The organism is Pseudomonas poae (genome assembly GCF_001439785.1).
Lineage (GTDB): Bacteria > Pseudomonadota > Gammaproteobacteria > Pseudomonadales > Pseudomonadaceae > Aquipseudomonas > Aquipseudomonas poae.
On the sequence record NZ_JYLI01000023.1, the window covers coordinates 41,129 to 63,668 of the forward strand.

Here is a 22,540-nt window from a genome sequence, read left to right on the forward strand (position 1 = left end):
CCTTGAGACTATTGCCGAATAGGTAACGCCAACAGTGAAAGACGTTTCATCAAGTTCAAGCAGGCCGGTAGGTCCCCATATTCGGATACCCTCTGTCATTCAGTGAGATCTCCGATTTGAACTCGCTTGACCCCGTTCACGTCCCAGAAGCGCAATGATCGGTTTGTCATGACAGAGCGCCCCTGCCCTGGCACCACACCGTTCATCTCGAAGGTCCCGTCAAAGAACAACTTCCACCCCGTCTGGCCTGCGACATAATTGTTCGACTGGATGTAGTTGCCGATCTTGGCGTTTGTGATCGAGGCGTCCTGAATGAAGGCAGCCTTGATGAATGTTTGCCCGCCGGTGACAGCGAACGGCACGGTGCCGGCCTGCCCGATGGCGAACCTGTCGGCATCAATGATGAACTGCGATTGCAGGCCGCCCGGTCCATTCTCCAATCCAAGACCGATCCCAGCGTACTTGTAGAGGCCGGTGGCGGATTCGTACTGCATCCGCACAGACCAGTTCGCCGTGACCTTGCCATTCACCGTCTGGATCGCGGTGCTGTTGGTTTGGATGGCCAGCGAGTTCCCGCCCACCGTCGTTTGAACCGTGTCAATGCGCTGGCCGAGCGCCTGATCAGCATTCGTCCTTGCAGTGATTTCTCCCTGAACTGCTGAGGCATTGCTGGCAGTCTGCGCCGTGACGGTGTCGATCCGACTGGAAAGAGCCCCGTCAGCATTTACCCGCGCGGTCTGCTCTGCCACTACCGCTGCAGTGTTGCTGGCAACTTTGACCTCGACAAGGTCTGTACGCTGCCCCTGCACCAGGTCGCCCTCAATCAGGGCGGACTGGGTCGACCAAACACCGACGTAGCTCGCCTCCGATCCCATCAAAGCACTGTCGTCACCCTGAAGCGGCGGATTGACCTGCAGGTATATGCCGTCGACCCGCTGAGCTGTGGTGGTGACCTTGCCGTCGAGCGTGGTCACCGAGGCATTGAGCGTGCTGAGCACGTTGGCCGTAGCCGTAACGCCGGTGACAGGATCGTTCACCGTTGCCTTCACCGCGTTCAACTGCTGGGCCTGGGCAGAGATGTCCTGGCCGTGCTGGTTGATGGTGGCCGAGTTCTGTTGAACCTGAGTCACCAGCGCGTTGACCGTCTGCACCACTGTGCCGATGTCGGTCCAGTAGGTCGCGTTCGGAGGCGGGTTGTTCGCCGGTACCTGGCCGTTGGCCTGGTACAGGTGCTGCCCAACCCGCACTATCTCGCCCTGGGCATAGGCCTTGGTCGGCACGTACTCCAGCGCGTCGACAACCTCGCCGATCAGTTGCTCCAGCTCTTCCTTCGCGGCGTCGATACGGCCGTTTACCGAGCCAGGACCATTTCCGTCGATGAGATCAATGCGATCCTTCAGCAGTTGGCCCAGCGCGGTCTCGTCGATTTGCCCCTTGATCTGCTCGAGGATCGGGCCTGCATTGGAACTGGACTGACCCATCACCCCATTGACCACCGGATAGAACGGGCCGACGTTGCCGGTGCGGTCCACTAGACGCGCCCAGAAAAACAGGGTTGTGCCGGCCAGCAGCGACTGCATGCGGTAGTCGGCCTGCGGATAGGCCAGGTCGGCCAGCTTCGTCGCCGCACTCAGGTCGTTGACCGGGCCATACCACACCTCGGTGCGCTGCGTGTCTTCGGCGCCTGGCGGGAAGGCCCACTTGATGCTGATCCCAAACAGCTCGCCTGTGGTGGTCAGTGACGATACCGCCGGCGGCAGACCGGTTTTCCCTTCCAGGTTGGTCAGGTTCGAGCTTTTCCAGATAGACGAGATCTCGAAGGCGCTCACTGAGCGCACCCGTGCCAGGTAGGCGCCCGAATAGATCCCAGTGACGTCGACGCTGGTCGATCCAGTGCGCTGCACCTTGATCCAGTTGCCGCTGTCCTTGCGCCACTCCACGTCATAGGCGACGGCACCGTTCACGGCAGGCCATGAGATATTCATGGTGCTGATGGCCAGGCCCTGGTCGATCGACACGTTCGATGTGATCGTGACGCTGGCGGGTGCCGGAACCACGGTAATCGGGATAACGCTGATCGGCCGTTCTTCCAGGCGCGCGCCGGTGTCAATGTGCGCAAACTTGCTCGGGTCGTACTGAACGGCCGATATCTCAAACACGCCTGGCTCTGGCCGGGCCACACTCACCACGCGGTAAAGTGGAATGGCAAGGTCATCAGCATCCAGAGCCCACACCAGTTCACGCTCAGGCGGCACGGAATAGGCGACGGTCACGGTGACCTGCCGGCCGCTGACAAGCTGAACCGTGCGCCCCTCACACTTGCCGTCAGGCAGGTTGAGGATCAACCGGTCGCCGGGCTTGGCCTGGGTGTCGCGATCCAAAGTGATGACTTTGCCATTCACCGCCGAGATGCGCCCACCCACCGGACGACCGGCCAGCAGCTCGTCAGCGATCGGGATCACGTAGCCAGGCAGCGGAATGCGCCCGTCCAAGCCTACCTTGAAGGTGACGGCCCGATCCTTGGAGTTGGTGAGCAACGCCCACTTGCCGCGGCGCTGGGCCTCGGATTCGCGGGTACAGCCGATGGCACTGATCTCCAGCGGGTTGTCGCCGTAGCGCCGCTGCAGCTTCTGGTCGGTCACCGCAGTGACGTCAGTATCGTAGTTGTTCAGCGGGTTGTCGTAGCTGATCAGCGCCCGGGTGTACCGGGTGCGCTCCGACGCGCTCGAGTAGGTGAACTTGCCGTCGATGACGTTCGCCCGGGTGTAGGCAAAGTCAAAGTCGGCCGCGCGCGGCATATCCGCCAGCGTGAATACCTGGCCCTGAGCCCAGTAGGTCATGCCACGGTAGATGGTCGAGATATCCTGAAGCAGCGACCAGGCGTCAGCCTTGCTCTGCAGGTTCAGATTGCAGATGAAGCGCGGCTCCTGGCCCCCCTTCCCGTCCGGCACTAACTGATCGCAGTACTGGGAGATGCGGTAGAGCTCCCACTTGTCCACCATCCACGGCTTGATGCGACGGCCCAGGCCGAAGCGGTCGGCCGTGGTGATGTCGTAGGTCATCCAGACCGCATTATCGGTCCAAGCCAGCTTAAATGTGCCGTCCCAAATGCCCGAGTAGGTGCGAGACGCGGTGTCATAATTGCTCGGCACCTGCATCTTCTTCAGCTTGGTCTCGACGGTGACCGCTGGAATACTGCGGAACTGTTCAGCAGAAAACTCGATGTAAAGCAGCGCTGTGTTCGGGTAACGAATCTTGGCGTCAATCACCTCAGTGAAGCCGGCGATCTGCATGGTGTCGGAGATTTTGTTGTTGTTCTGATTGATGGTCAGCCGGGTGATTTTCATCAGCCAGCCAGTGGTGGCCTTTGGCAGATCGATACGGCGCGTGCGCTCGTAAAGGCTGGTGGTCTTGCCATCTACAGCCTCGCTCAGCACCTGCTGATAGGCGCCGCCATCGGTAGCTAGCTCAACCTTGTATTCGATCCGGTAGCCATTGACGTTGCCGCCAGAGTCCACGGACTGAAGCGACGGCCACGCGAAGCGAACGCGCACGGCGGAAAGCTGGGTATTGCTGATGGCCCGCACCCATGGCGTCCCGCTGCGCAGCTCGGTGCTGATGGTGGTCTCGTTCTCGACTGAAGGGATGCCCTGGATATAGCTTTGGTCAACTGCACCGGTGCGCCACTCCCACTTCACGTTCGGAAAGTTCATGTTGCCCTGCGGGTCTTGCAGCGGCGTGTTGTCGAGGTAGATATCCTTGGCGGTTGGCGTCCCTTCGAACTCGCCCTCACCAATGGCAATGAGCATCTTGGCAATGGCGACAGAACGAAGACTGTCTGGCGCTTCGGTCGGCGTTTTTGGTTTATCTTCGCCGCCCTTGGCGCCGTGGATGTCAATCTTGCGTGCTGCGCCCATGCTTTTCTCCAGGCAATAAAAAACCGCCTCATGGGCGGCAGCGGTGTTTCAGGTGTTCGCTACATCTGATCTTCGGCATAGATCGCGGCGCTGATGATCGCGCCGCCCACCCGGCGTTTGCCGTAGCAGAGCGGGACCGGATTACCCGACGCCGTGGTGTTCTTGGCGCTGCCGAAGGCGTAGCCGGGCGTGTTCTCTGGCGCGGCGCTGGTTTTTAGGCCGCCAGCCTGAGGGCTGAGCATCTGGATCACGCCGCCGGCGACAAGGCCGATGCCTGCCCCAATTAACGGGGTACCGAACGGTGTTGCCGAGAAAATAACCCCCACGACAATCAAGATCGCGCCGACGATGGTCTGAAGGATACCGCCGCGCTTGCTGCCTACGACCACGGGCGCAATGCGGATGTCTCCGACACCGTTGTAGCTCAGCTCCTTCTCCCCGATATTGCGCTTATCGCGAAACACCGCGAACTCAAGGCCGCGCGACTTGGCGTTCGAAAGAAACCGCTCGAATCCAGGGATCTGCACGCATAGTGCTTTGATCGCCTCCGCCGCCGATTTCACCGCGAGCCTGAAGGACTTTCCGAACTGTCGGAGTTGCCCATGCAGGCGAATTGTCGTCATGGGTTGGTAGTTGATCGCTGATGCCTGCATCACTTTCTCCGGGCAACAAAAAACCGCCCGGAGGCGGCTTCAAGGTTTTATTGATTCAGTTGTAATCGACATAAGGCCCTATGTAGAACCCAGCCATGTCGCCGCTGATACGGTACAGGCTTTCCTTGCCTGGCTGCACCGTCGCTGCGATGGTTCGAATTGCAGCGCCTGCGCACAAGCCAGAGCCTGCCAGGCCTGCGCCGAGATTGGGCGCCCCAGGCGGAAGGTAGAACGTCACCCGCTGACCAGTCCCGATTTTTGCTGCCCTGCGGCCGTCGACATAAACAACGATGTCGCAGCCAGAACCGACCGCGCCGGAGTCGCGCACCACGGTGATTTTCCCGCTCTCGCCAGCTGGTTTAGTCTGGAAGGCATACACCTCGTCCGACGGGACCGGATTCGCATCTCGCACCGAGATTGCCGATGAGGCACACCCCGCCAGCATCGCCACCGCTACCGCCGCTATCAAAATCCGCATGATCGATCCTCGTCCTGAAAGTAGCGACTGTACCCCGGACCTGTCCGGGCATCCAGCGTGGATGGAATGCCAGTAACGCCCAGGCCGCTATCAGTAGTAGCGTCTGGCCTCCAACCCAGAAGGAACTGTGCAATGGCCAAGCAACCACCAAAGGGCGGATCAGCCTGGAGTGCAGCGGATGTTGCACTGTTACGCAAGCTGGCCGCAGGTAACACCCCAACCCGCGTAATCGGCATCAAGCTTGGCCGTTCTGAGGCGTCAATCTACAGCAAGGCCGCCGAGCTGGGCATCAGCCTCAAGCCGACGAATCAGTCACCTTACAATCGCAAGCTTTGAGGATTTCCGTGGCGCGCTCGTAGGAAGCTCTCAGCTCATCACTCCAGATGTGCCCGTGATCAGCCAACGCTACCGCGAGCGCATCCATCGTGCGCGCGATGTCGCTACGTTCGATTTGAGTCATTTCAAATACTCGAATGAGTGAAGAAAGGATTTCCCAGTCCTACGCCTGCAAGCCCAAGGACTGGGGTAGCGCCAATATCGGCGCGTTTATGAACTGGAGGTCAAATGCAAACTGTAGATCAACGCCTAGTAGCGCTTGAGCAATCGGCAAATACCATGGCGGCTGCAACACTGAATGCCTTGGGATCAATTATCAAGGTTGTATCCAAGCTGGACTCTGTCGACAGACAGGCTCTTTGGGATGATTTAGAGGGCGCAAAATCCGTTCAAGTCGAGAACGGCCATCAAGCCAACTACCTACAGATTATGTCTATCCTGCAATCCAACATCTCCTGACTTATTGCCGGGTGTCGAGTGCTCACACACCGGTGCCCGTGCTTCGCCCAGCCCAATGCCGGCAATAGCAATACATCCATCCTTAGTCTTTACAAGAACGAGTTTCATATAGCGCCCCAGCGGCCCTGCCGCGTCATGTTGGTTGTCTTGCGTCTTTGTGCCTGAGGATCAGGCGTGTCCGGTCATGCCAGGGGCCGCCGTAGACGATGATCTCCGACGGCCTGCCGTAAAGGTGGTGCAGCAAAAAAGGCCCGGGGCCGAACACGCCCGAATCTTCGCCAGGCAGCGACGGATCTGTGCCGAGGTAAATCCCAGCGTGGTTCGGGTGAACTGTCCGGCCCACATGCATAACGATCAGATCGCCGCGCTGCGGCCGGTCGACTCGCACAAAGCCGGCCGCGTCGTAATGTTGCTCGTACAGGCTCGCGCTCTCCGCACTCTCCCACCAGCCGTCGGTGCGCTGGAAGGCTTCGAACTCAAGCCCCCATTCACGCTGGTACCAGTCAGCGCAGACCTGCCAGCAATCCCATGCGCCGTGCACGAAGGGCCGCTTGAGCAGCGGCGTGCAGCCCGTGGGCGTGATCGTGCGCAAATCTCCCTCGGGCCAGGACAGAATGTGCCAGGGCAGCGCCGTGGCTTCGCACATGGCCAAATCATGCGGTGACGGCCTGCTGGTTGCGTCCGGGTGGGAGTGAACGATGCCCATCACTTCGCCCAAGTCTTCCGCCGCTGCGTAGTCCTCGGGATCGAGACGAAACTCCTCGCTCGGCTCCGTGGCGATATTCCGGCACGGGAAGTACTTCTGCTTGCGACCAATGGCCAGCAGCAGGCCGCAGCACTCTCGCGGATACTCGGCTGCCGCATGCGCCTGGATGGCGTCAATGACGTGCTTGCGCATGGTCAGCTCCGTGCTATCAGGGAAACGGCGGGGAATCCACCGAAGGAAAGTTCGTTGTTCTCGCCGAAGCGCAGCTTGCAGGACGACAGGCAGCCCTTGCACTGGTCCAGGGCTGGGTCATCGGTGGGGTTGTCCTCGTCATCGAGCATCGCCGCTCCGGTGTACCCGCAGTCCGGCCCCCGGTAACCATTGGTCATGGCCCAATGGCAGAAGGTGGTCATCTGCCGGCCGGGAAGACCGTGGTTATCGATCTCGCCCGGTGAAGACAACTCCCAGACCACAGCCTCGCCGTCCTCGCTGGTTTTTTGGTCGATGTACCAAATTTCCAGCGCTTCCTGTGTCGGGTCAGCAGTTGGGTTGCCATCGGGGAAGTTGGCCGCATCCAGGTACTGGGCCAGGGTCTCGCGAACCGTCAGCTTGAACTTCAGCATGTCCTCGAAGGCCAAGCACAGCGCCGTGACGCGACCGTTGACGTTGCCGGCGGCAAAGGTTGGTCGAGAGGCGGTGCCGTCGCTGCTCGAGGAAATACCCTCGATCTGCACCGGCCAGGCTGCGTATTCCTGGCCCTGCCAGATAATCGACTTGGCCGGCAGGTCTTCTTCCGAATGCTCATAGGCCAGCAGCTCCTCTGGCGTATGCGGTATGGCGTGCCCGTGAAACCGCAGGTAATCGGCACCGTACTCAGTCCCGTCAATTTCGAATAGGCGAATCTCGCCACCCGGCTCCAGTTTCTGGATGTCCGTGATCAATGCCATGGGCGGTTATCTCAGGGGTGGAAGGTTTGCTGGAAGGTGGCAGTGATGGCGTAGACCTGGCCGCCGCGGTGAATCGGCTGGTAGCCGTTGCACTTGTAGAGGCCAAGCTCCCCCAGAGGCGGCTCCCAGAGGAAGCCCTTCGCCCCTTTGTGCCGGTCGATAAAATCCATGATGTCTTTGATACGAGGCTTCAGGCCGGTAAAGGTCACCGGCCAGGATTGCGACCGGTTGTTGATGCCATCTTCGACCGACTGCTCGTAGCCATCGCCAAACTGCTTGGAGCGGACACGCTGGGCAATATCGCCCTCCGCGCCCTTCTCTGTCGCCCAGGTGAATCGTTCGATAGCCATCATCGCCCCTTAATTGCTTTGTTGATGACGCCGCCTTGGCGCATGTCCCTGCTCCGCAGCTCCTGATACTTCTGCTCCACGAAGGTCGCCAGCTCTTTACCGAACAGGTCGTAACCAGGTGCGTCAGCGGTGGAAGAAGCGTTGCCGTCACCATCGATATGCACTTCGACATTGATCTGAGTGCCGCCGCCTCCACCCATTGTCATTACGCCAAGCTTGCCGCTCGACGTGCGAGTCAGCGGCATAATCGCCTCCTCCCCAGCCTCACCCATTACGCCCATCTTGCCGTTGGCCATGCCGAACGCCGTTGGCTTGCTGACGATGGAATTCGTGAATGCACCGCCGTCGGCGAACATCTGCACTCCACCAGACCAGGCGCCGCCCATGGCTTGCGGAAAGTAGGTGCTAGAGTAGCCCGCTGCCGATGCGCCGAGGTTCGACGAAGTCGCCCCAGCAGAGCCAGCAGCCAGTCCGTTCCCACCGCCCGCAGCGCTGCCGCCGAAGTAGCTGGCCGCTGCGCCCACCAGGCTGCCCAACAATGCAGAGCTTGCCTGTCGGGTGGCGATTCGCGCCATATCGGCCAGGATCGATTTGGCGAAGTCCGAGAACGACGCCTTGCTGGTCATAGCAAAGTTGACGATGGAATCCTCCATGGAGCTGAAGGCATTACCGAACAGGCTCTTGGTCTGGCCGGCAATGTCCTTTGCCGAGTCCAGGTAGTTTTCCCAGGCCGCCGTTGCGCCCTTCGTCCAATCGCCCTGGGCACTCTCCACATCCACGTAGTTCTGCCGGATCTGGTCAGTGGCGGCCTTGTTCGCGTCGGCGAGCGCCTGAGATTTCCTCTTGAACTCTTCCTCCGACATGTTGCGCGACGGATCGGACTTTTGGTTCGCAAGCTCCAGCGTCTGCTGAGAAAACCGATCTTGCTGGCTGTTCAGCTCGCCGCTGAGAGCGTTTTGCCGGTCGCCACGGCCCACGCCAAGCACTGCGCGCTGGCCTGCCAGCTCCAAGGCCCGCTGCTGCTGCCCCAGCGCCTGCACGTATGTGCTGATCGAACGCTCCTGCTTGGCAAGGCGGCCGGTCTCGTTGGTCGCCAACACCTCCAGCTGGCTATCGGCATCCTTCTGCGCCTTGACCATCCCTGCGCGCGCGTCAGCGATCTTCTGGTCCAGCTGGATGATTTGCGCGGCCGACGTGGTCTTCTTGCCCTTGGCGGCTTCCAGCGCGGCAATCTCAGCCTCGTAGGCAGCCTTGGTTTGGTCGAGCTGATTGCCGATCAGCGCCTGGCGCCGCAGCAGATAGTCTTCCTCGGACAGCAGGCCTGCCTTCTGCGCCGCTTCCAGTTCCTTCTGGTAGTTTTTGTAGGTGTCGGTGATGGCTGCCAGATCGTTCTTGGCGTTGTTGAAGCTGGTGAGGTCGACCTGCGTTCCGGCGGCTTTGGGATCCTTGAACTTGGCGTTGATGTTGGCAATGTTTTTGTCGACCGTTGCCTGGGCAAGTCGAGGATCGTTCGGCGCTACCTTGCGGATGTCGTCGAGCTGTTGCTTATAGTCCTCAAGCTCCTTGGTCCGCTTCTGCTCATTGGTCAGCGACGACTTGGTCAATGCGTCGACCTTCGTCATTGCCGTGACAGCCGCGCCTTGAGCCTTGGCCTGCTCACCCTCCCACTTGGCGATGTCGGCCTGGGCGGCTTTCTCGTCCTCCAGCATGTTCAGGCGGTTCTGCCGGAACTCGATCAGTGCATCCTTGGACTTTTGGTTCTGAAACAAACCGTCCATGTTCTGGGCTTCGAGCAGGTCCGACCTGGCATTCTCGATGTCCGAATTGATGTCACGCCGCCCGGCGTTTTTGAGACCGTCAGCTGCCTTGGCGACAGCGTTGTATGCGCGCTCCCAAAAGCTAAGGTTTTCCAGAATCTTCGGCGTACGCTCATTGATCGCATCGGCGTACTGCTCGGTGGCCAGCTTCACCGCGCCGGCATGGTCGCCCTGCTCTTCCAGTGCGGCGATCTGCGAGTAAACCGACGCCGTCAGGTAGTGGTACTGATCATTCAGCGCAGCAGACGCCTTGACCGGGTCGTCGGCCAGCTTGGAGAACTCAGCAACTGTCTCGCCCACCGCCTTGCCCGTGGCCTCCCGCATGGACACTGCAGCCTGGGCGATGCCGGTAAAGCTCTCGCCAGCGATCTTGCCGTTGCCAGCCAGCAGGGCCAAGACTTCGGCGGCCTGGCCAGTGGTGCCCACGGTAGCGCTGACCTGCCGCGCCATGTCGCCCAACTGGCCCGCACTCACGCCGGCGTAGTTGCCAGTGAGGATCAGTGACTTGTTGTAGCGGTCCTGCTCTTCGCTGCCCCTGTAGTACGCAACAGCCAGGCCGCCCACAGCAGCAGTGGCCAAAGCCAGCGGCGCCAGGATGGCGAGCAGGCCGGCAGCACCAGCACCGGCACCGGCGCCCAACTGAGCTACTGCGCGAACGCCGCTACCCCAGTCGCCCGACGATAACGCGTTACCAAGCTGTACAACGTTTTCCTGGGCTTGGCGGGTGCCGAGACGCAGCTTGTCGAAGCCAGTGGTGGTCTTTTCAAGCTTGGCGTAATCCTTGTCGATTTTACCCAGGGCGCTGTTGTACTGGTCCTGGCTAATTCGCCCGGCATCCAGATGCTTGCCAAGTTGCTCGACTTGGGTGTCCAGCTTGGCCAGTGCAGCCCGAGCCGGGTCGATGGCACCCAGCAGGCTGTTCAGGGCCTTCTGTTCGTCCAGGGCTGACTTGGCGAGGGCAATCTGCTGCTTGTCCAACTGAGCGGAGATCTTCGCCGCCTCGGCCTCGCCATAGGCGCCGGTCTTGGTCAGCTTGGCGAGAGCGTCACGCTGCTTCGCCAGGTCCTGGGTAGTTTTGGCACTGGTGGACAGCGACTTTTCCAGGGCCTGCATTTCGTTCATCAGCGAAACGGCGGACTGCTCGGCCCTGCCGCCGGCCTTCGCCATTTCATCCAGGCTCGTTTTCGCCTGGATTGCATCGGCCGAGTCGATTTTGACGCCGAGTTCTGCAATGTTCATCGACTCACCTTGAATAAGTGCCCGTGGTTACGGGCTGTTTTCCCTTTCCTCCGCCATGACGCGCAGGGCTTCGCCTTCCAGCACCTGAAGGTCAGGGAAGATTTCAGCGAGTTTCTTTTTCTTGATGCCGAGGAATCCGGCCACGTCGCGGATGCAGCTGTAGTCGAGACCGATCGCGCCGCCGGCGCCTGCTCGCCACTGGGTGGACATTCGGTTAAAAAGAAGGAAGGCCGGCCAGTTGCAGGGCCAGACCTCCACTTCTTCAACCAGGTCGCCAGGGGCAAGGCCAAACATCCCGATAATCGCGTCGGGCACGCTCGGCGAGTACATGGCGCGGGCAGCGTCGGTCAGTTTCCCAGTCGGGCCTGGCTGTAAGCGCCTTCGTAGGCCTTAACGACCGCCTCGGCGGCACCCTGGCAGGACTTCACGAATGCGACGATGTTGTCGTCGTTGTATTCGTCGTCGAAACCCCAGCCGATTACCAGGTCCTTGATTTGCTGGGTTTGCTGCTCGGTGTCCACGGCAACCACTTCAGACCAAGAAGGTTTGTCGCCCAGCGCGGCCCGCGCCTTGTTCCGCGCCTCGTTCCATTCATCGAACAGAGCGGCAAGCTCGGTGCGATCCCGGTACTTGAAGGTGAATTCGACCTTCTCGGGTTCGCTGCCGACGATCGGGATCAGCACGGGCGCATTGAACGTAGCCTTTTGCGCAATACGGATCTTAGCCATGGGTTACACCGCCGCAGTCAGGTAGCGGGTCGGCTCGGCCTGCAACGCCAAACTAACGGTTCGGGTCAGCAGGTTGTTGCGGGACACCGCTGGCTGCTTGGAGAACGACGTGTAGGTGCCGTACAGCAGAGTGTCGTTGCCGGGCAGGTTGAGACGCGCGGCTTCGATCTGCTTGCCGGCGTCAGCCTTCAGCAGCACCCCGTTGAACGCCTGGGCCGGATCGTCGGCGATGGTGAGCACCATGCTTGCCGCTGATTTGTCGGTGGGGATCTGCTTGCCCTGGTCGTCCTCGAGGAACACCACATCCAGATAGTTCTGTTCGCCGCCGGAGAAGGCCATGTCGGAGATTTGCGGGATCTGCACCCAAGTCAGCACCTTGCGCATCGTGCCCGCGCCGCCAGCGACCGGATAGACCTGCGTGTCGGTAGTGTCGATGCCTTCCAGGGTAATCGCCGTCGCGGTGGCCGCCTTCACGCGCACCACCTTGCTATCCAGCTTGCTCCAGCCAGACGTCAACAGAACAATATCGCCGGCAGCGATGGTGCTGCCGACAACAGTGGCAACAGCCTCGGCGGCATTGCTGATAGCAGTGAACGCCAGTGCGGTCGCGTAGGTTGCGGCGTGCTGGAAGGTGCCGCCGTTCGGGAGTTTGTAGCCCATGGGGTATTTCCTCTTTGCAGATGTAAAAAAAACCGCTCGATGGCGGGTCTCTGGGTTTGCCCAATGGGCGGGATCAGTTGGTGTCGGCTCGGTACAAGAACGAGACTGGAACGGTATAAGTTGAATCGCCTGTGATGCCGGGCCCTGGGTCAACTGGCGACATGGTCACCACGGTGACCGCGCCCTTCGCGTCCCTGGCGTATAGCGGGAACAGGTCAACAAGTTCGGTGGTGATTGGGTTGGTCTTGATCTTGCCGGTGCCCGCCGGCGCGATGATGCTGACCTGGAACACTCCAGTGAACAGCCGGTGATCACCGCCGAGCGTGTTGCTCGCGGTGTCGCCCGGGATAGTGAAGGCCCGAAGGTACGTCTCGCCCTCAGCCGGCGCGTAGGCCGTGTTCTCGAAAACGATCTTGAACTTGTCCGACCTGGCAGCGTTCCAGGCGATGAGCTTGGCCTCGTAAATCGAGGCGATAATTGCGTGACTCATACCTGGTTGTTCCTGATGGCCTCCAGCACGATCTGCTGGAAGCGAGCCACGGTTACCCGGACCATACCGCCAGGGGCCTGGGTGGAATGGCCGAACTCCAGCGGGATCGCATAGGGCAAGTTGTTAACGATGAAAGCTGTCTGCCCCGCCTTGAACTCAATAGCGCCCGCCACAAGCCTTGCGGTTGCTTCGGTTCCTGTCGGGTCTGGGTGAATGCGGAAGCTGTTGTCGACAGAGCCGATGGAGAAATTCCAGTTCGCCCGAAAGCGCCCGCCAACATAGTCCCGGCCAGCCACCAAACCATTCACGCTGAAGTTCTGGTCGCGCTCGGTCTTCGTTAGCGGTTTGGCATATTTCACGCCGCGCTTGAGGTTGCCCGCCTTCGTGAAGTTCGATTCGTTCAGGTTGATGAGCGTGTTGCGTACAGCGACTTTGAAGTCGTAGTCATCGGCAGCGCGGGAGTTGGCCTCGCGATGAGCAACGTTGGCAGCCCATATCTCAGGGTTGCCCACCGGCGACATGCGAATGATGCTGCTGCCGATCTCGATAATGACTTCGCGCAAGCTCGCGTCGATTGCCTCACTGGCCTGGGCGGCGAACTCGGCCAGGCTCAGGGCGAAGCTGCCGGACTGTCCGGCGCCTGCGCGGCTCACGACCGCACCTGCAGCTCGTACAGGATCGGCGTGCCGGCGGGATTGATCTCTTTCAGCGTAGGGACGATTGACCAGGTGCGGCCTTGGGCAACCACCTTGTCGAGCAGGCCGGGCACCCAGGCCAAGCCCTGCGCGGCGATCTTAAGCTTCTTGTCGCCCTGCCTGATGAGGCTGTTGTTCTGGAATTCGAGGCCGGTGAAGTCAAGCAGGATGCCCTGGGCGGTTTGCTCGACGGTCGCGCCCGGCGCTTCGCCACCCGTCTCGGGGTCGTACTCGCCCGGTTCAGTCTTGCTGATGGTCACAGGCTGGCCGAACTCTGTGATCATCTCCAGAGCCATCACGGCCATTTCGTCGTAAAAGGCCATTATGGTCTCCATTACAGCTATGCGCGCACTGCGAACAGCCCACGCTTTTGAAGGTAGTCGGCAAACTGCGTAGCGCTCGGCCGGTCCGGTGCCGCCGGCAACAGCCGACCACTGGTGTTGGAGATCGTCGCGTACTCGCGAGTTACCGCGCCTTCGACGCGCTCCAGCGTTACCGCGCCTTTGCGCTTCTCCACCGGGTCGATATCGTCCTGATGGATCTCGGCGGCCAGGGCCATCTGCCCGTACTGGATTCGCGCGGGCAGGTAGTTGTCTGGCTTGATCTGGAAGTCCAGCTCAACACCCCGGCGCGGCCAGGCCAGTGCCTGCTCGCTGCTCATCTTGCGGCCTTTCCAGGTCTTGCCATCCATCGCCAAGGCAGCCCGTCGCAGCAGCGCTTCCTGCTCGGGAGCGCCTGCGGGGATGACCGTGCCGAATTTAAAGGCATACAGGGCCAGGTCCTCGGCGCTCGCATAGCTTTCGGCGTCAGGCTTGCCGGTGCCGTCCTCGATGATGAGTGTCATGCGTCAACTCGCTGGAATGGTTTGAGATCGGCCACCGGGTCACCGGCAGCCAGCAGTATTACTCCTTGGGCAGCTCAGCTACGAGCTTTTCCAGGGATTCTTTGGAGGCGTTGGCCCGGTATGGCACCTTCGCTTGGTCGAGCTTAGCCTTCAGTTCGGCGATTTCCTTCGCCTCAGCATCCACCTGACCGGCTTTCTCGACCTGCTGGAGAAGGTCATCTACCTGCAGTTGCAGGGTTTTCACCTTCTCCACTTCACCATCACGCTCGCGGATGAGGCTTTCAACGCCCGCATTTACCGCCTCGAATACCTGAAATAGGCGATCAGCGATAGGGCCAAGTTCGCCTTCGGGGCGCACCAGCGCCTGATCAGCGAATGACTCGACGATCAGGCCGACAGATTCGAGTTCGGCACGGAATGCATCGATATTGACGCTGGAGTTACCACCATCGATCAGCAGCACCTTCGGCACCTCCTTGACCGTCACGTCAGGCACATCGTCGGCAGCATTCTCGCGGCTTTCGGTAACGCTTGCGTCGACAATACGCAGGCCATTCGCTTTGGCCAACGCCTTTACGTCCTCCTGATACTGGTGGAATGGACCAGGCAGATACCAGATGTTCTTGTTACTCATGATCGTGTCCTCGCCAAGCCGGGCACTGGGCCCGACTCAGCTATCAGGGTTACTTGGAGGCGTCACCGATCAGAGCCACACCGGCGGTGTGCTTGATGCTGGTGGCGGTCTTGTCCCAGTTGGTACCGGTCGCCAGCTCGGCGTCGGTTGGCGACTTGCCGCCGGTGGTGGTGTCCCAGGTGTAGCCCTTCAGGCCCAGGCCAAAGGTGTAGTCGGTCTGGAGCGTGGTTTCGATACGCTCCTTGCCGTTGGTGGTCTGGACGTTGCTGATGATGTCGCGGCCGTCGTGGACCAGCGCAGCGCCTTGCACCAGGGACAGGATGATTTCCTTGTTCGGGGTACCGGCCTGCATCAGTGCCGGGGCATCCGTCACCACGGAGATCTTGCCCAGAATGTCGATCACGCGGACGTTACCGGCCTGGAACAGTTGGTTCTGGTTCGCCAGGTTCTGGCCGACCAACTTGTGGTAGCTGGTGCCCTGCATCACCTGGGTTACCAGGTTCTGGCTGGCTTCGCCGAACTTCGCGTGGGAGTTGTTCAGGCCGGCGTAGGTGATGCCAGCGGTAGCCGACACATCGTTTACCGCGGCGGCCTGTGCGGTGATCGCGGCAACCAGGGCGGCGATCGCGGTGTTCAGTTGGTCCTTCAGCAGGATTTCAGCGAACGCGCGACTGGCGACTTCAATGCCTTGCGCGGTTGGGCGCTCCAGCCAGGTCATCTGCGACGGCTCGTAGCGGATCGGGCCGAAACCGCCGGCTACCTTCACCGAAGTGTTCTTCAGCTCGGTCAGATCGGTTGCAGCAACCGCGGCGTTCGCGCTGTAGCGATCCACGCGGCGCTGGGCGGCGGCCAGGGTCTGGAAGAACGACTCTTGGAGGAAGTCACCAGTGAAGCCGTCCGGAGACAGCACGATTGCTCCGCGGCTGGCGGCGTTGAACGCGGCGAGATACTGATCCAGCGTCTCGAGAGTCGCCGGCATGATGTATTCGTTGAAAACCTGCATTTGCGACAGGGGCATGAGTTATTTCCTTACGATTGAGGGAGATCTGGGAACCGGCTTGCGATAGCAGCCGTCCGTTCCTCTTTGGTGCCGCCGATTTTTCCTTTTGCGGCCCCGCCGCCACCTCCAGCACCAGCAGCCCCGCCGCCAGATGCCTTGCTACCCGCGATCAACGGCGCGAAGGCCGTGTCGTTTGCGAATTCTGCTTTCAGCTCATCCAGCGTTGCCGCCGAGAGCTTGCCCTGCTGGTCGAGGACGACCACAACAGGCTTCCCGTCGCGCTGCTCGACGCTCAGACGGCGCTCGATGTGCGGCAACAGGGCTTTGGCGCTGCCTGGAATTGCCAGGGCAGACGCGATGTCAGTAGCGGTACGGCCCACGGTCAGATCCCGGATCTGAGTGCTCAGCGTTCCACGCTCCTGTTCCAGCATGCCGTTCAGCTCAGCTTCGCGGCGGTTGTACTTTTCAGACCAGGACTTTTCGAGCTCCTCGACGTTGCCGGACTTGCGGGCGGCTTCTTCACGCTCCAGTCGGGCCTGCTCTTCTGCGTCCTTGCGGGCCTTCTCGGCGGCTTTTTTCTCGCCAAGCAGCTCGTCGACCTTGGCCTTCAGGCCAGATACGTCTTCTTGCTGCGGCAGACCTTCAATGCCGAGTACGAACTTGCCGTCCTTCTCGGTGTAAAGAGCGCGCACGGCTTCATCTACCCCTTCCAGGGTATCCAGTTGGAATTTCAACATTTGGTGTCTCCCAGAGACGTAGGTGCAGGCCCTGCCTGCGGGCATAAAAAAACCCGCTGTTGAGGCGGGTTTTTCAGAGATGGGATGCTCTTACACTTCTACCGGCCCTTTTGCACTGACCAGTTGGTGAGAGCCTTTAATCTTTAGGTGAATCAAATTTTCGCCGTTAATGCGCACCGGCCTCCCCAGAACCATGGGTTCCGTGAACGTCAAGCCAGTCCCCTCTAATACCCTGCATATTTCATCGCGCTGTTCGTCACTCAGCTCATAGGTATTTTGAGATGTCACTGCATAGTTTTTTTCGAGCTGTTCATCTGTTTGCTGTTTTAGATCTACAGACACTGGCAACAAAACATGGGGATAGTCGTATGGCGCGGTCACTGCTCAAGTCCTTTGATTTGCAAACCGTCATTGGTCTGCTCATGACATGCTACTTTTCACACGCCCGACAATCCAGATCTCTCAAAAGCCAAAGGCTCTAAAGCACGCATTTGAGTAAGCGTCAACGGGGCGAAATTGCGATCGAGTTGCAGCTCAGCGAAGCGCTCGACGCTCAGACCTCCTTCACGGAATAACTTGGCACGAACCGGGCCAATGGCCTTGTCCTGAAACGCCGCAGGCTGCTGCTTGAGCCAGTCGTAATAGCTGAGGTCAGCCCTAACCTGCTGGGCACCGCCGTCACCTATGGATGCCCGCGTGGCGTCCTTGGCAAACAAGGCGCTGAAGCGAGTCACCGCAACCACCGTCGAGCGACAGTTGATATGGATCGGTGGCCTAGGCCCCTCAGTCAGCTTGAACCGTTGCTTATCCAGCGTCCGGCACTGGCTGGTGGTCTTCGAATCTAGGGTGCTGACCCACTCCACCGACTGCACGACATCGGCGTTCTCCTTCAGCGTCTCCATTCGCGCCTGGGTGGCGACGTGCTGCACCGCCGTCCGCACGATGGCGCCGGCGTTGCGGTTTGTCGTGGCCAGGATGCCGTCGTTGTACTGGAGCGCCTTGGTGCCGCGAATGTTCTTAATGATCTGGAAGTTGGTTTGGCCTTCGAAGAAGCCCTGCCTGATCGCCCCTGTGAGGCGTTGTCGCTCGGTGGCGGTGAAGCCATCAATGAACGACTTGAGCAGCTTCCCGCCGTCGGCACCGCGCACACTGAGCGGGTTGGCGAGGATTGCCGCGCGGATCGCAGCAGCACCTGGCACCGCCGCGTCGAAGGTGACACCCACCGGTGCCGCCCGGGTCAGGCTGGTTGCTTCAAACTCGGCTTCGTAGTTGGCGATATTCACCAGGTCGAGGTTCAGCTTCTCGCTGTACCGATCGAAGATGCCCAGCAGCAGGCTGTCGACCTCGCTCAGCAGCCGCTCCAGGCGGGCAACGGTGTAGTCCGTCAGGTCTGTCCGAGTCAGCCGCTCACGAATCGAGCGGTCGATCTCCTTGAGGAAGGGTGCGAACTTCTTCACCTCTCCCGACTTCAGCTGCTCCAGGAACACCGCGTGCCGGATGGTGGCGTCAAGGATTGCTTGGTTTGCCGCCATTCGGAATTACCTCGTCGTCATCCAGGTCAGGCCCAGTGCTTTGCGCTTCCAGTTCACCGCGGATGTCGTCGTCGGTCTTCTCCGGGTTGATCACGCCACGGTCACGCAGGTATTGCCAGAAGTCGCCTTCGGGTAGCTTGCCGCCCTGAACTGCGTTGAACAGCGCCGCAAGGATCGTTGCATCCAGAGTGATCTGGCTGAAGTCTTGGTTGAGTTTGTAGACCACTTCGCCGGGGGCATTCACGAACTCGGCCATCCACGTAAGGCACTGGCTGTACGCCTCGCTGACGTTGCTCACCACCAGGGAGAGAACGCTGTGTTCGGCGGCGCTGTCGTTGTCGGCCTGGGTTGCGGTCTTCACCGCACTGCCGCGCTCAATCAGTCGGGCGCCCAGGGACACCATGTCCTGCTTCTTGGCGTCCATGGCCTCTTTCACAAGCGTATTCGGCTCAGGTTGAGCAAAGCCGCACGATCCGCTGGCGGGAAGCGTCAGCGGCGCCCTGGAGCCGACATAAATGCCATTTGCCTCAAGGTGATCGCGCCAGGCCTCGTCCAGCCCCGAAATCCAGAACTGCGGCTGGCCCGAGAACCAGACTGAGTCCTCATAGTCAGCGCTGTTGCAGTAATGGCCGATGTTCAGCACGGCCATGTCGTACAACGGCGAGTCATCGATGCTGGTGTCGTTGTTCTCGCTGCCGAGAAATTGAAAGGGAATCACGCGCCATGGTTGCCCAGCGCCATTGAGCGGCGTGAATGGCGGGATGACCATTGCCGTCTCGCTTGAGCTTTCCTGCCACAGCTCCTGGGTATACACGCCGGCGACATCCAGACGCAGCACGCGGTACTGCACAACCTTTTCGCTACCAAAGCCATCATCAGTGTCGATGTCTGCCTCTTCGCGCAGCACCACCAGGCTCAGCAGGTGCTGACCGCCGACCTTGCGGGTCTTCCAGTTCCGGATTGATTCGGCCGGGTAGCTCGCAACGTTCGCACGGGCGCGCCCTGCCTGCTCATCTGCCTTGCTCACTGTGCCGGCCTGCACCGCAGCGTAATCCACCAGCAGACCGTGACGGCCTACCTCGAGCAGATGCCCGATGACCGACTGCGACTGCTGGTAAACGCTCACTCCCTGCCCGTCGACGTCCGTGGACACGTAATCGAGCGCGCCGGGAACGGTCAGCGTCGGCCACGTACGAAATACGGCACCTACCAAACTGTGTTTCGTACGGCCTGTGGCGTTGTAGAACACAGCGCGTTGCTTATAGGACTTGTACCGCTCGATGTTCTCAGGACTGGTGTCGTGATGGTTGGGCTTGGGCAAATACACATCGCCGCGCCCCTTTACCGTCTCGGAGCCCTTGCACACGTCGCGCACCAGCCGCCAACGGGACTGTGCCGCGTCGTACTCCGGGCGGGTGTATGTGACGTCTGCCATTAGCGTGCGAATCCCATTTTGATTGATTTGACCGGCTTCTTTGCGCTCTTGGCGACAGCGAAGTACCGGAATGCATCGGAGCCGTGAGACGTCCAGTCATGCAGCGGCTTGTCTTTCCAGCAGCCCTTCTTGTCGTCCCACTCCTTGCGATAGTTCTCGAGGCAGGCAATGCCCTCTTCGCACTTGGATTCGTCGAAGGCACACTTGGATAGAATTTCCCGAGCCTGCTCGATGCCGTCGTCCACCCCGATTTTCGGGACGACCTGGAACGTCATCCGATAAACCTGCCCGTCGATTTCGTAACCTTCTCGGGCGATGTCTTTGCGCGTCTTCGCATCACTGCCGAACTCACGGTTCTCGATGTCATGCGGCCCCCAGTGCTCGGAATAGGTGTAACCCTTGTCCTTGAGCACCTTCATGTAATGCCGCAGGCCTTCGCCTGAGTTCTCGTAGTAATCGATGATGTGGTACTGCTCGCCAACCTGGCGCACGAACCAAATGGCGGTGGAGTCGCTCACGCCGATGTCCCAAATGGTCATCACCGGCAGGTGGCTGTTGTCGGGCAGAGTGCCGATGCGCTGAGCGGCATACAGCTTGGTGAACTGCTGGGCGTAGTAAGCGCCCTCGACCGATTGCTGGAAGGCCTCAACCGGGATTGAGGGGTACTCCCGCTTCATGTCGTCGCCGAGTGTCTTCTCCTTGGCCGCATACCACGCACGCTGGCCGTCGTTGGTGACGATCCCGTGCTTGGCGTGCAGTTCGTTGAAGTAGTCGGTCAGGCGCTGCGGCAGCACTACGTCAGCAGAATCGAGGCTGTAGGCCTTGTTATTCCACCAACTGAAGAAAAAGAACTTCCAGTCCAGCAGGCCCAGTGGCACACCAGCCAGTTGCTGGCGCTCTGCTGACTGACTGTAATCAAAGAAATACCCGGCCCTGCCCTCTGCCGTCGACTCGATGGTGACAAAACACTCAGCAGCGACAGCCTCGAAAGCACCAGTGACAATCTCCCGCGCCTTATGCGGGAACTTGGCGCAGATCTTCCCGAACTCAGATACATGCAGGTAGCGCAGCGTCCCGCCCCGGAACGATGTAGAGACGTAAAGCGAGCCGCCCTTACTGAACACCAGTTCACCGGCAGCGTCGTTTCTCGCAGGGTTGGCAGCGCGCAGCTCCTTCGGCAAGTTGTCGTAGGCGTACTTGACCTTTTCACGAAACAGGCGCTTCGCGTCGTTCAGCGTGTGAGCAATCAAGGCGCACTTGGCAGCCTCGAACAACGCTGCATCCAACTGGACGATGCACACCAGCGTTGTAAAGCCCAGCTGGCGGGCCTTCAGGATGATGTTCCGGGTATGCATCCCCTGGAAGTAATCAATCTGCTCCTGCGTCATGCGGAAGCGAACCTTCTTGCCCTGCTTGTCGGTGATGAAGTAGAGGTTATTCAGTCGCCAAAACCGATCCCGAAGCAGCTTCATGTGCTCGGGCTTCATGTCAGGCGTCCTGTGTTAATTCATCCATCATCTTCGAGATCTCGTCGGCGTCGTCCGTCTTCTCCTTCTCGTCCAGGCTGAATGCCTGACGCTCCAGAACTTGCAGGTTCTTCATTGCAGAGGAAAGCTGGAACAGGGTTTTGGAATTGCTGGGTAGTGCGACAGCAGCGAGCATCGAGGCCCGGCGCATCCCGTTATTGTCCTCGTCAGTCTCGTCGATGATCGCTTCTTCGATCTCTTCGCGGCGCTGGATGGTATTGAGCAAGTCATCCATCAGCAGGTTCGCAAGGTTCGTGGCCTTGCGAATGTCTCGGCGATGGCTGCGAACCACCCGAGCCCCTTCTTCTGCGGCCTCTTCGATGATCTCGGCGTCAAGTTCGCAGTTCGCGCCTTGGTCGTTGCGAACCTCTCCGCGAACCAGCTTGCTGCGAACCTCTTTGCGCACCTGGTCGGAGAGGTCTCTCGCCCATCCTTGAACCTTGGCTTTCTTCCGGATTGCCGTGTCGCTCACGCCTTGGCGCTCTGCGATAGTCCTGATGGAAAGCGAACCGGCCCGGTAGGCACGTTCGATTGCCTCCCAGTCGGGTTGCTTGGTTGTCATAAATTGTCTCAGCTAAACCTAAAGGCGGGATTGAAATATTAGGGGTTTGCCGGTATTGGTGAGGATCAATCAATCCAAGGAAGTTGATATGTCTACTACCATCCACGCGGCAATGGACAACAGCATGAACAAGGCTTTCGATGAAAAACAGAAAAGAGCTTATGCAGTTGCGACTGCCCTAGAAGTTATTGCGGCTAGCGTTTCGCACTCCAGTGACGCAAATCAACTCACAGCCGCAATGGGCAACCTTTCTGCCTATGCCGACGAGATTCAAAAGGCCTTAGGGGCGAAGTGAGCTACTCAGTGCCGCACTCACCTGCGGCACACCTACCCTTCCCCGATATCCAGCAGCACATCAATCAGCTTCTGCTCACCCAGGCGCATCGCACCCAGGCACTGAAGGTCGTCACACTTAGGGCCGAGGCCGAACACGGTCACCTCTCCCTTCGCGCCGATCAGCGTCAGGGCGCCTACGGTGCATTCGGGATGCTCGCCAGCGTCGAGGTCGTCGGCAATCTTTCGCAGGGTCTTGGCGGCATCGCGCCAGTCTTCCCGCTTGAACTCCAGAACCTTGCCGCTCATTCGGTCACCTTCTGCAGCCACTCTTCAATGATCCGGCGAACCACTGGCCCGGTCAGAATGGACGAAGGCTTGTCGCCATCAATCACTGACTGCACCAGGGCGTACGGGAGTACGTGCACACCGTCGCTCGCTACTACCATCAGGTGCGGGCACTGGTCGGCGATGTCGTGAACGGTCGCGGTCATGCCCTACTCCATTGCGCGCCACGATTTG

At 60.0% G+C, this 22,540-nt stretch carries 27 protein-coding genes; 3 read left to right on the forward strand and 24 right to left on the reverse strand.

All coding sequences use genetic code 11. The features are described from left to right. Positions 1-95: 95 nt before the first annotated feature. Genes TU75_RS22415 through TU75_RS22425 form a run of 3 tightly spaced genes read right to left on the reverse strand, consistent with a single transcriptional unit; the run spans position 96 to position 5,048 of the window. Entirely contained in the window at positions 96-3,917 is a 3,822-nt protein-coding gene (locus tag TU75_RS22415; RefSeq protein ID WP_060550154.1) for a TipJ family phage tail tip protein, read from the reverse strand. A 59-nt stretch (positions 3,918-3,976) separates the two neighbouring features. After that, the gene (locus TU75_RS22420) at positions 3,977-4,570 is read right to left on the reverse strand and encodes a tail assembly protein (RefSeq protein ID WP_060550155.1); all 594 of its coding nucleotides are present in this window, start codon (positions 4,568-4,570) and stop codon (positions 3,977-3,979) included. 55 nt (positions 4,571-4,625) lie between these two features. Continuing rightward, entirely contained in the window at positions 4,626-5,048 is a 423-nt protein-coding gene (locus TU75_RS22425; protein WP_060550156.1) for a hypothetical protein, read from the reverse strand. Positions 5,049-5,180: 132 nt separating this feature from the next. Between TU75_RS22425 and TU75_RS22430 the strand changes: the two genes are divergently transcribed. Further along, positions 5,181-5,384: a hypothetical protein gene (locus tag TU75_RS22430; protein ID WP_060550157.1), complete on the forward strand. Its 204-nt coding sequence runs from the start codon at positions 5,181-5,183 to the stop codon at positions 5,382-5,384. Positions 5,385-5,612: 228 nt separating this feature from the next. Further along, entirely contained in the window at positions 5,613-5,843 is a 231-nt protein-coding gene (locus TU75_RS22435) for a hypothetical protein (RefSeq protein WP_060550158.1), read from the forward strand. A 133-nt stretch (positions 5,844-5,976) separates the two neighbouring features. On the opposite strand, the gene TU75_RS22440 is transcribed toward TU75_RS22435, so the two are convergent. The 19 genes from TU75_RS22440 to TU75_RS22530 all read right to left on the reverse strand — a co-directional run bounded on the left by TU75_RS22440 (position 5,977) and on the right by TU75_RS22530 (position 21,745). Then, positions 5,977-6,741 (reverse strand): C40 family peptidase, encoded by a 765-nt coding sequence (locus TU75_RS22440; protein ID WP_060550159.1) that lies wholly within the window; start codon positions 6,739-6,741, stop codon positions 5,977-5,979. A 2-nt stretch (positions 6,742-6,743) separates the two neighbouring features. Beyond that, positions 6,744-7,496, reverse strand: a complete 753-nt coding sequence (locus tag TU75_RS22445; protein ID WP_060550160.1) for a phage minor tail protein L — start codon at positions 7,494-7,496, stop codon at positions 6,744-6,746. A gap of 11 nt (positions 7,497-7,507) precedes the next feature. Continuing rightward, positions 7,508-7,846: a phage tail protein gene (locus TU75_RS22450; protein WP_060550225.1), complete on the reverse strand. Its 339-nt coding sequence runs from the start codon at positions 7,844-7,846 to the stop codon at positions 7,508-7,510. Further along, positions 7,846-10,902 carry a phage tail tape measure protein gene (locus tag TU75_RS22455; RefSeq protein ID WP_060550161.1) on the reverse strand — a complete coding sequence of 1,019 codons (3,057 nt, stop codon included), beginning with the start codon at positions 10,900-10,902 and terminating at the stop codon, positions 7,846-7,848. The genes TU75_RS22450 and TU75_RS22455 overlap by 1 nt, the downstream gene beginning before the upstream one ends. A 27-nt stretch (positions 10,903-10,929) precedes the next feature. Beyond that, entirely contained in the window at positions 10,930-11,232 is a 303-nt protein-coding gene (locus tag TU75_RS22460; protein WP_012724063.1) for a DUF1799 domain-containing protein, read from the reverse strand. Positions 11,233-11,249: 17 nt separating this feature from the next. Continuing rightward, entirely contained in the window at positions 11,250-11,630 is a 381-nt protein-coding gene (locus TU75_RS22465) for a phage tail assembly chaperone (RefSeq protein ID WP_019816779.1), read from the reverse strand. Between the two features lie 3 nt (positions 11,631-11,633). Continuing rightward, positions 11,634-12,290 (reverse strand): phage tail protein, encoded by a 657-nt coding sequence (locus TU75_RS22470; RefSeq protein WP_060550162.1) that lies wholly within the window; start codon positions 12,288-12,290, stop codon positions 11,634-11,636. Between the two features lie 73 nt (positions 12,291-12,363). Next, the gene (locus TU75_RS22475; protein ID WP_060550163.1) at positions 12,364-12,780 is read right to left on the reverse strand and encodes a phage tail terminator-like protein; all 417 of its coding nucleotides are present in this window, start codon (positions 12,778-12,780) and stop codon (positions 12,364-12,366) included. After that, entirely contained in the window at positions 12,777-13,433 is a 657-nt protein-coding gene (locus tag TU75_RS22480) for a hypothetical protein (RefSeq protein ID WP_060550164.1), read from the reverse strand. The genes TU75_RS22475 and TU75_RS22480 overlap by 4 nt, the downstream gene beginning before the upstream one ends. Beyond that, the gene (locus tag TU75_RS22485; protein ID WP_060550165.1) at positions 13,430-13,798 is read right to left on the reverse strand and encodes a hypothetical protein; all 369 of its coding nucleotides are present in this window, start codon (positions 13,796-13,798) and stop codon (positions 13,430-13,432) included. Before TU75_RS22485 ends, TU75_RS22480 begins: the two co-directional genes overlap by 4 nt. Positions 13,799-13,815: 17 nt before the next feature. Further along, on the reverse strand, positions 13,816-14,319 hold the full coding sequence (locus tag TU75_RS22490) for a DnaT-like ssDNA-binding protein (protein ID WP_060550166.1): 504 nt from the start codon (positions 14,317-14,319) through the stop codon (positions 13,816-13,818). Positions 14,320-14,377: 58 nt separating this feature from the next. Continuing rightward, the gene (locus TU75_RS22495) at positions 14,378-14,953 is read right to left on the reverse strand and encodes a hypothetical protein (RefSeq protein WP_060550167.1); all 576 of its coding nucleotides are present in this window, start codon (positions 14,951-14,953) and stop codon (positions 14,378-14,380) included. Between the two features lie 49 nt (positions 14,954-15,002). Beyond that, entirely contained in the window at positions 15,003-15,971 is a 969-nt protein-coding gene (locus tag TU75_RS22500) for a major capsid protein (protein ID WP_060550168.1), read from the reverse strand. An 11-nt stretch (positions 15,972-15,982) separates the two neighbouring features. Beyond that, positions 15,983-16,690 carry a hypothetical protein gene (locus TU75_RS22505; RefSeq protein WP_060550169.1) on the reverse strand — a complete coding sequence of 236 codons (708 nt, stop codon included), beginning with the start codon at positions 16,688-16,690 and terminating at the stop codon, positions 15,983-15,985. 90 nt (positions 16,691-16,780) lie between these two features. Further along, positions 16,781-17,071 (reverse strand): hypothetical protein, encoded by a 291-nt coding sequence (locus TU75_RS22510; protein WP_060550170.1) that lies wholly within the window; start codon positions 17,069-17,071, stop codon positions 16,781-16,783. Positions 17,072-17,127: 56 nt separating this feature from the next. Then, positions 17,128-18,222, reverse strand: a complete 1,095-nt coding sequence (locus tag TU75_RS22515; protein WP_060550171.1) for a minor capsid protein — start codon at positions 18,220-18,222, stop codon at positions 17,128-17,130. Next, a complete protein-coding gene (locus TU75_RS22520) occupies positions 18,197-19,657 on the reverse strand; it encodes a DUF4055 domain-containing protein (protein WP_060550172.1) in 1,461 nt (486 codons plus the stop codon). Before TU75_RS22520 ends, TU75_RS22515 begins: the two co-directional genes overlap by 26 nt. Further along, entirely contained in the window at positions 19,657-21,144 is a 1,488-nt protein-coding gene (locus TU75_RS22525; RefSeq protein ID WP_017736502.1) for a terminase large subunit, read from the reverse strand. Before TU75_RS22525 ends, TU75_RS22520 begins: the two co-directional genes overlap by 1 nt. Before the next feature lies 1 nt (position 21,145). Beyond that, positions 21,146-21,745, reverse strand: a complete 600-nt coding sequence (locus TU75_RS22530) for a hypothetical protein (protein ID WP_060550173.1) — start codon at positions 21,743-21,745, stop codon at positions 21,146-21,148. A gap of 88 nt (positions 21,746-21,833) precedes the next feature. Here TU75_RS22530 and TU75_RS22535 point away from each other — a divergent pair, with 88 nt between their 5' ends. Beyond that, on the forward strand, positions 21,834-22,040 hold the full coding sequence (locus TU75_RS22535; RefSeq protein ID WP_060550174.1) for a hypothetical protein: 207 nt from the start codon (positions 21,834-21,836) through the stop codon (positions 22,038-22,040). A 32-nt stretch (positions 22,041-22,072) separates the two neighbouring features. Here TU75_RS22535 and TU75_RS22540 read toward each other — a convergent pair whose 3' ends face one another. Both TU75_RS22540 and TU75_RS22545 read right to left on the reverse strand, forming a co-directional pair. After that, entirely contained in the window at positions 22,073-22,327 is a 255-nt protein-coding gene (locus tag TU75_RS22540) for a hypothetical protein (RefSeq protein WP_060550175.1), read from the reverse strand. Further along, positions 22,324-22,512 carry a hypothetical protein gene (locus TU75_RS22545; RefSeq protein WP_060550176.1) on the reverse strand — a complete coding sequence of 63 codons (189 nt, stop codon included), beginning with the start codon at positions 22,510-22,512 and terminating at the stop codon, positions 22,324-22,326. Before TU75_RS22545 ends, TU75_RS22540 begins: the two co-directional genes overlap by 4 nt. Between the last annotated feature and the right edge of the window lie 28 nt (positions 22,513-22,540).

Coding starts and splice junctions, on each gene's coding strand:
- TU75_RS22415 (WP_060550154.1), bottom strand. CDS start 3,917: ATGGGCGCAGCACGCAAGATTGACATCCACGGCGCCAAGGGCGGCGAA.
- TU75_RS22420 (WP_060550155.1), bottom strand. CDS start 4,570: ATGCAGGCATCAGCGATCAACTACCAACCCATGACGACAATTCGCCTG.
- TU75_RS22425 (WP_060550156.1), bottom strand. CDS start 5,048: ATGCGGATTTTGATAGCGGCGGTAGCGGTGGCGATGCTGGCGGGGTGT.
- TU75_RS22430 (WP_060550157.1), top strand. CDS start 5,181: ATGGCCAAGCAACCACCAAAGGGCGGATCAGCCTGGAGTGCAGCGGAT.
- TU75_RS22435 (WP_060550158.1), top strand. CDS start 5,613: ATGCAAACTGTAGATCAACGCCTAGTAGCGCTTGAGCAATCGGCAAAT.
- TU75_RS22440 (WP_060550159.1), bottom strand. CDS start 6,741: ATGCGCAAGCACGTCATTGACGCCATCCAGGCGCATGCGGCAGCCGAG.
- TU75_RS22445 (WP_060550160.1), bottom strand. CDS start 7,496: ATGGCATTGATCACGGACATCCAGAAACTGGAGCCGGGTGGCGAGATT.
- TU75_RS22450 (WP_060550225.1), bottom strand. CDS start 7,846: ATGGCTATCGAACGATTCACCTGGGCGACAGAGAAGGGCGCGGAGGGC.
- TU75_RS22455 (WP_060550161.1), bottom strand. CDS start 10,902: ATGAACATTGCAGAACTCGGCGTCAAAATCGACTCGGCCGATGCAATC.
- TU75_RS22460 (WP_012724063.1), bottom strand. CDS start 11,232: ATGTACTCGCCGAGCGTGCCCGACGCGATTATCGGGATGTTTGGCCTT.
- TU75_RS22465 (WP_019816779.1), bottom strand. CDS start 11,630: ATGGCTAAGATCCGTATTGCGCAAAAGGCTACGTTCAATGCGCCCGTG.
- TU75_RS22470 (WP_060550162.1), bottom strand. CDS start 12,290: ATGGGCTACAAACTCCCGAACGGCGGCACCTTCCAGCACGCCGCAACC.
- TU75_RS22475 (WP_060550163.1), bottom strand. CDS start 12,780: ATGAGTCACGCAATTATCGCCTCGATTTACGAGGCCAAGCTCATCGCC.
- TU75_RS22485 (WP_060550165.1), bottom strand. CDS start 13,798: ATGGCCTTTTACGACGAAATGGCCGTGATGGCTCTGGAGATGATCACA.
- TU75_RS22490 (WP_060550166.1), bottom strand. CDS start 14,319: ATGACACTCATCATCGAGGACGGCACCGGCAAGCCTGACGCCGAAAGC.
- TU75_RS22495 (WP_060550167.1), bottom strand. CDS start 14,953: ATGAGTAACAAGAACATCTGGTATCTGCCTGGTCCATTCCACCAGTAT.
- TU75_RS22500 (WP_060550168.1), bottom strand. CDS start 15,971: ATGCCCCTGTCGCAAATGCAGGTTTTCAACGAATACATCATGCCGGCG.
- TU75_RS22505 (WP_060550169.1), bottom strand. CDS start 16,690: ATGTTGAAATTCCAACTGGATACCCTGGAAGGGGTAGATGAAGCCGTG.
- TU75_RS22515 (WP_060550171.1), bottom strand. CDS start 18,222: ATGGCGGCAAACCAAGCAATCCTTGACGCCACCATCCGGCACGCGGTG.
- TU75_RS22520 (WP_060550172.1), bottom strand. CDS start 19,657: ATGGCAGACGTCACATACACCCGCCCGGAGTACGACGCGGCACAGTCC.
- TU75_RS22525 (WP_017736502.1), bottom strand. CDS start 21,144: ATGAAGCCCGAGCACATGAAGCTGCTTCGGGATCGGTTTTGGCGACTG.
- TU75_RS22530 (WP_060550173.1), bottom strand. CDS start 21,745: ATGACAACCAAGCAACCCGACTGGGAGGCAATCGAACGTGCCTACCGG.
- TU75_RS22535 (WP_060550174.1), top strand. CDS start 21,834: ATGTCTACTACCATCCACGCGGCAATGGACAACAGCATGAACAAGGCT.
- TU75_RS22540 (WP_060550175.1), bottom strand. CDS start 22,327: ATGAGCGGCAAGGTTCTGGAGTTCAAGCGGGAAGACTGGCGCGATGCC.
- TU75_RS22545 (WP_060550176.1), bottom strand. CDS start 22,512: ATGACCGCGACCGTTCACGACATCGCCGACCAGTGCCCGCACCTGATG.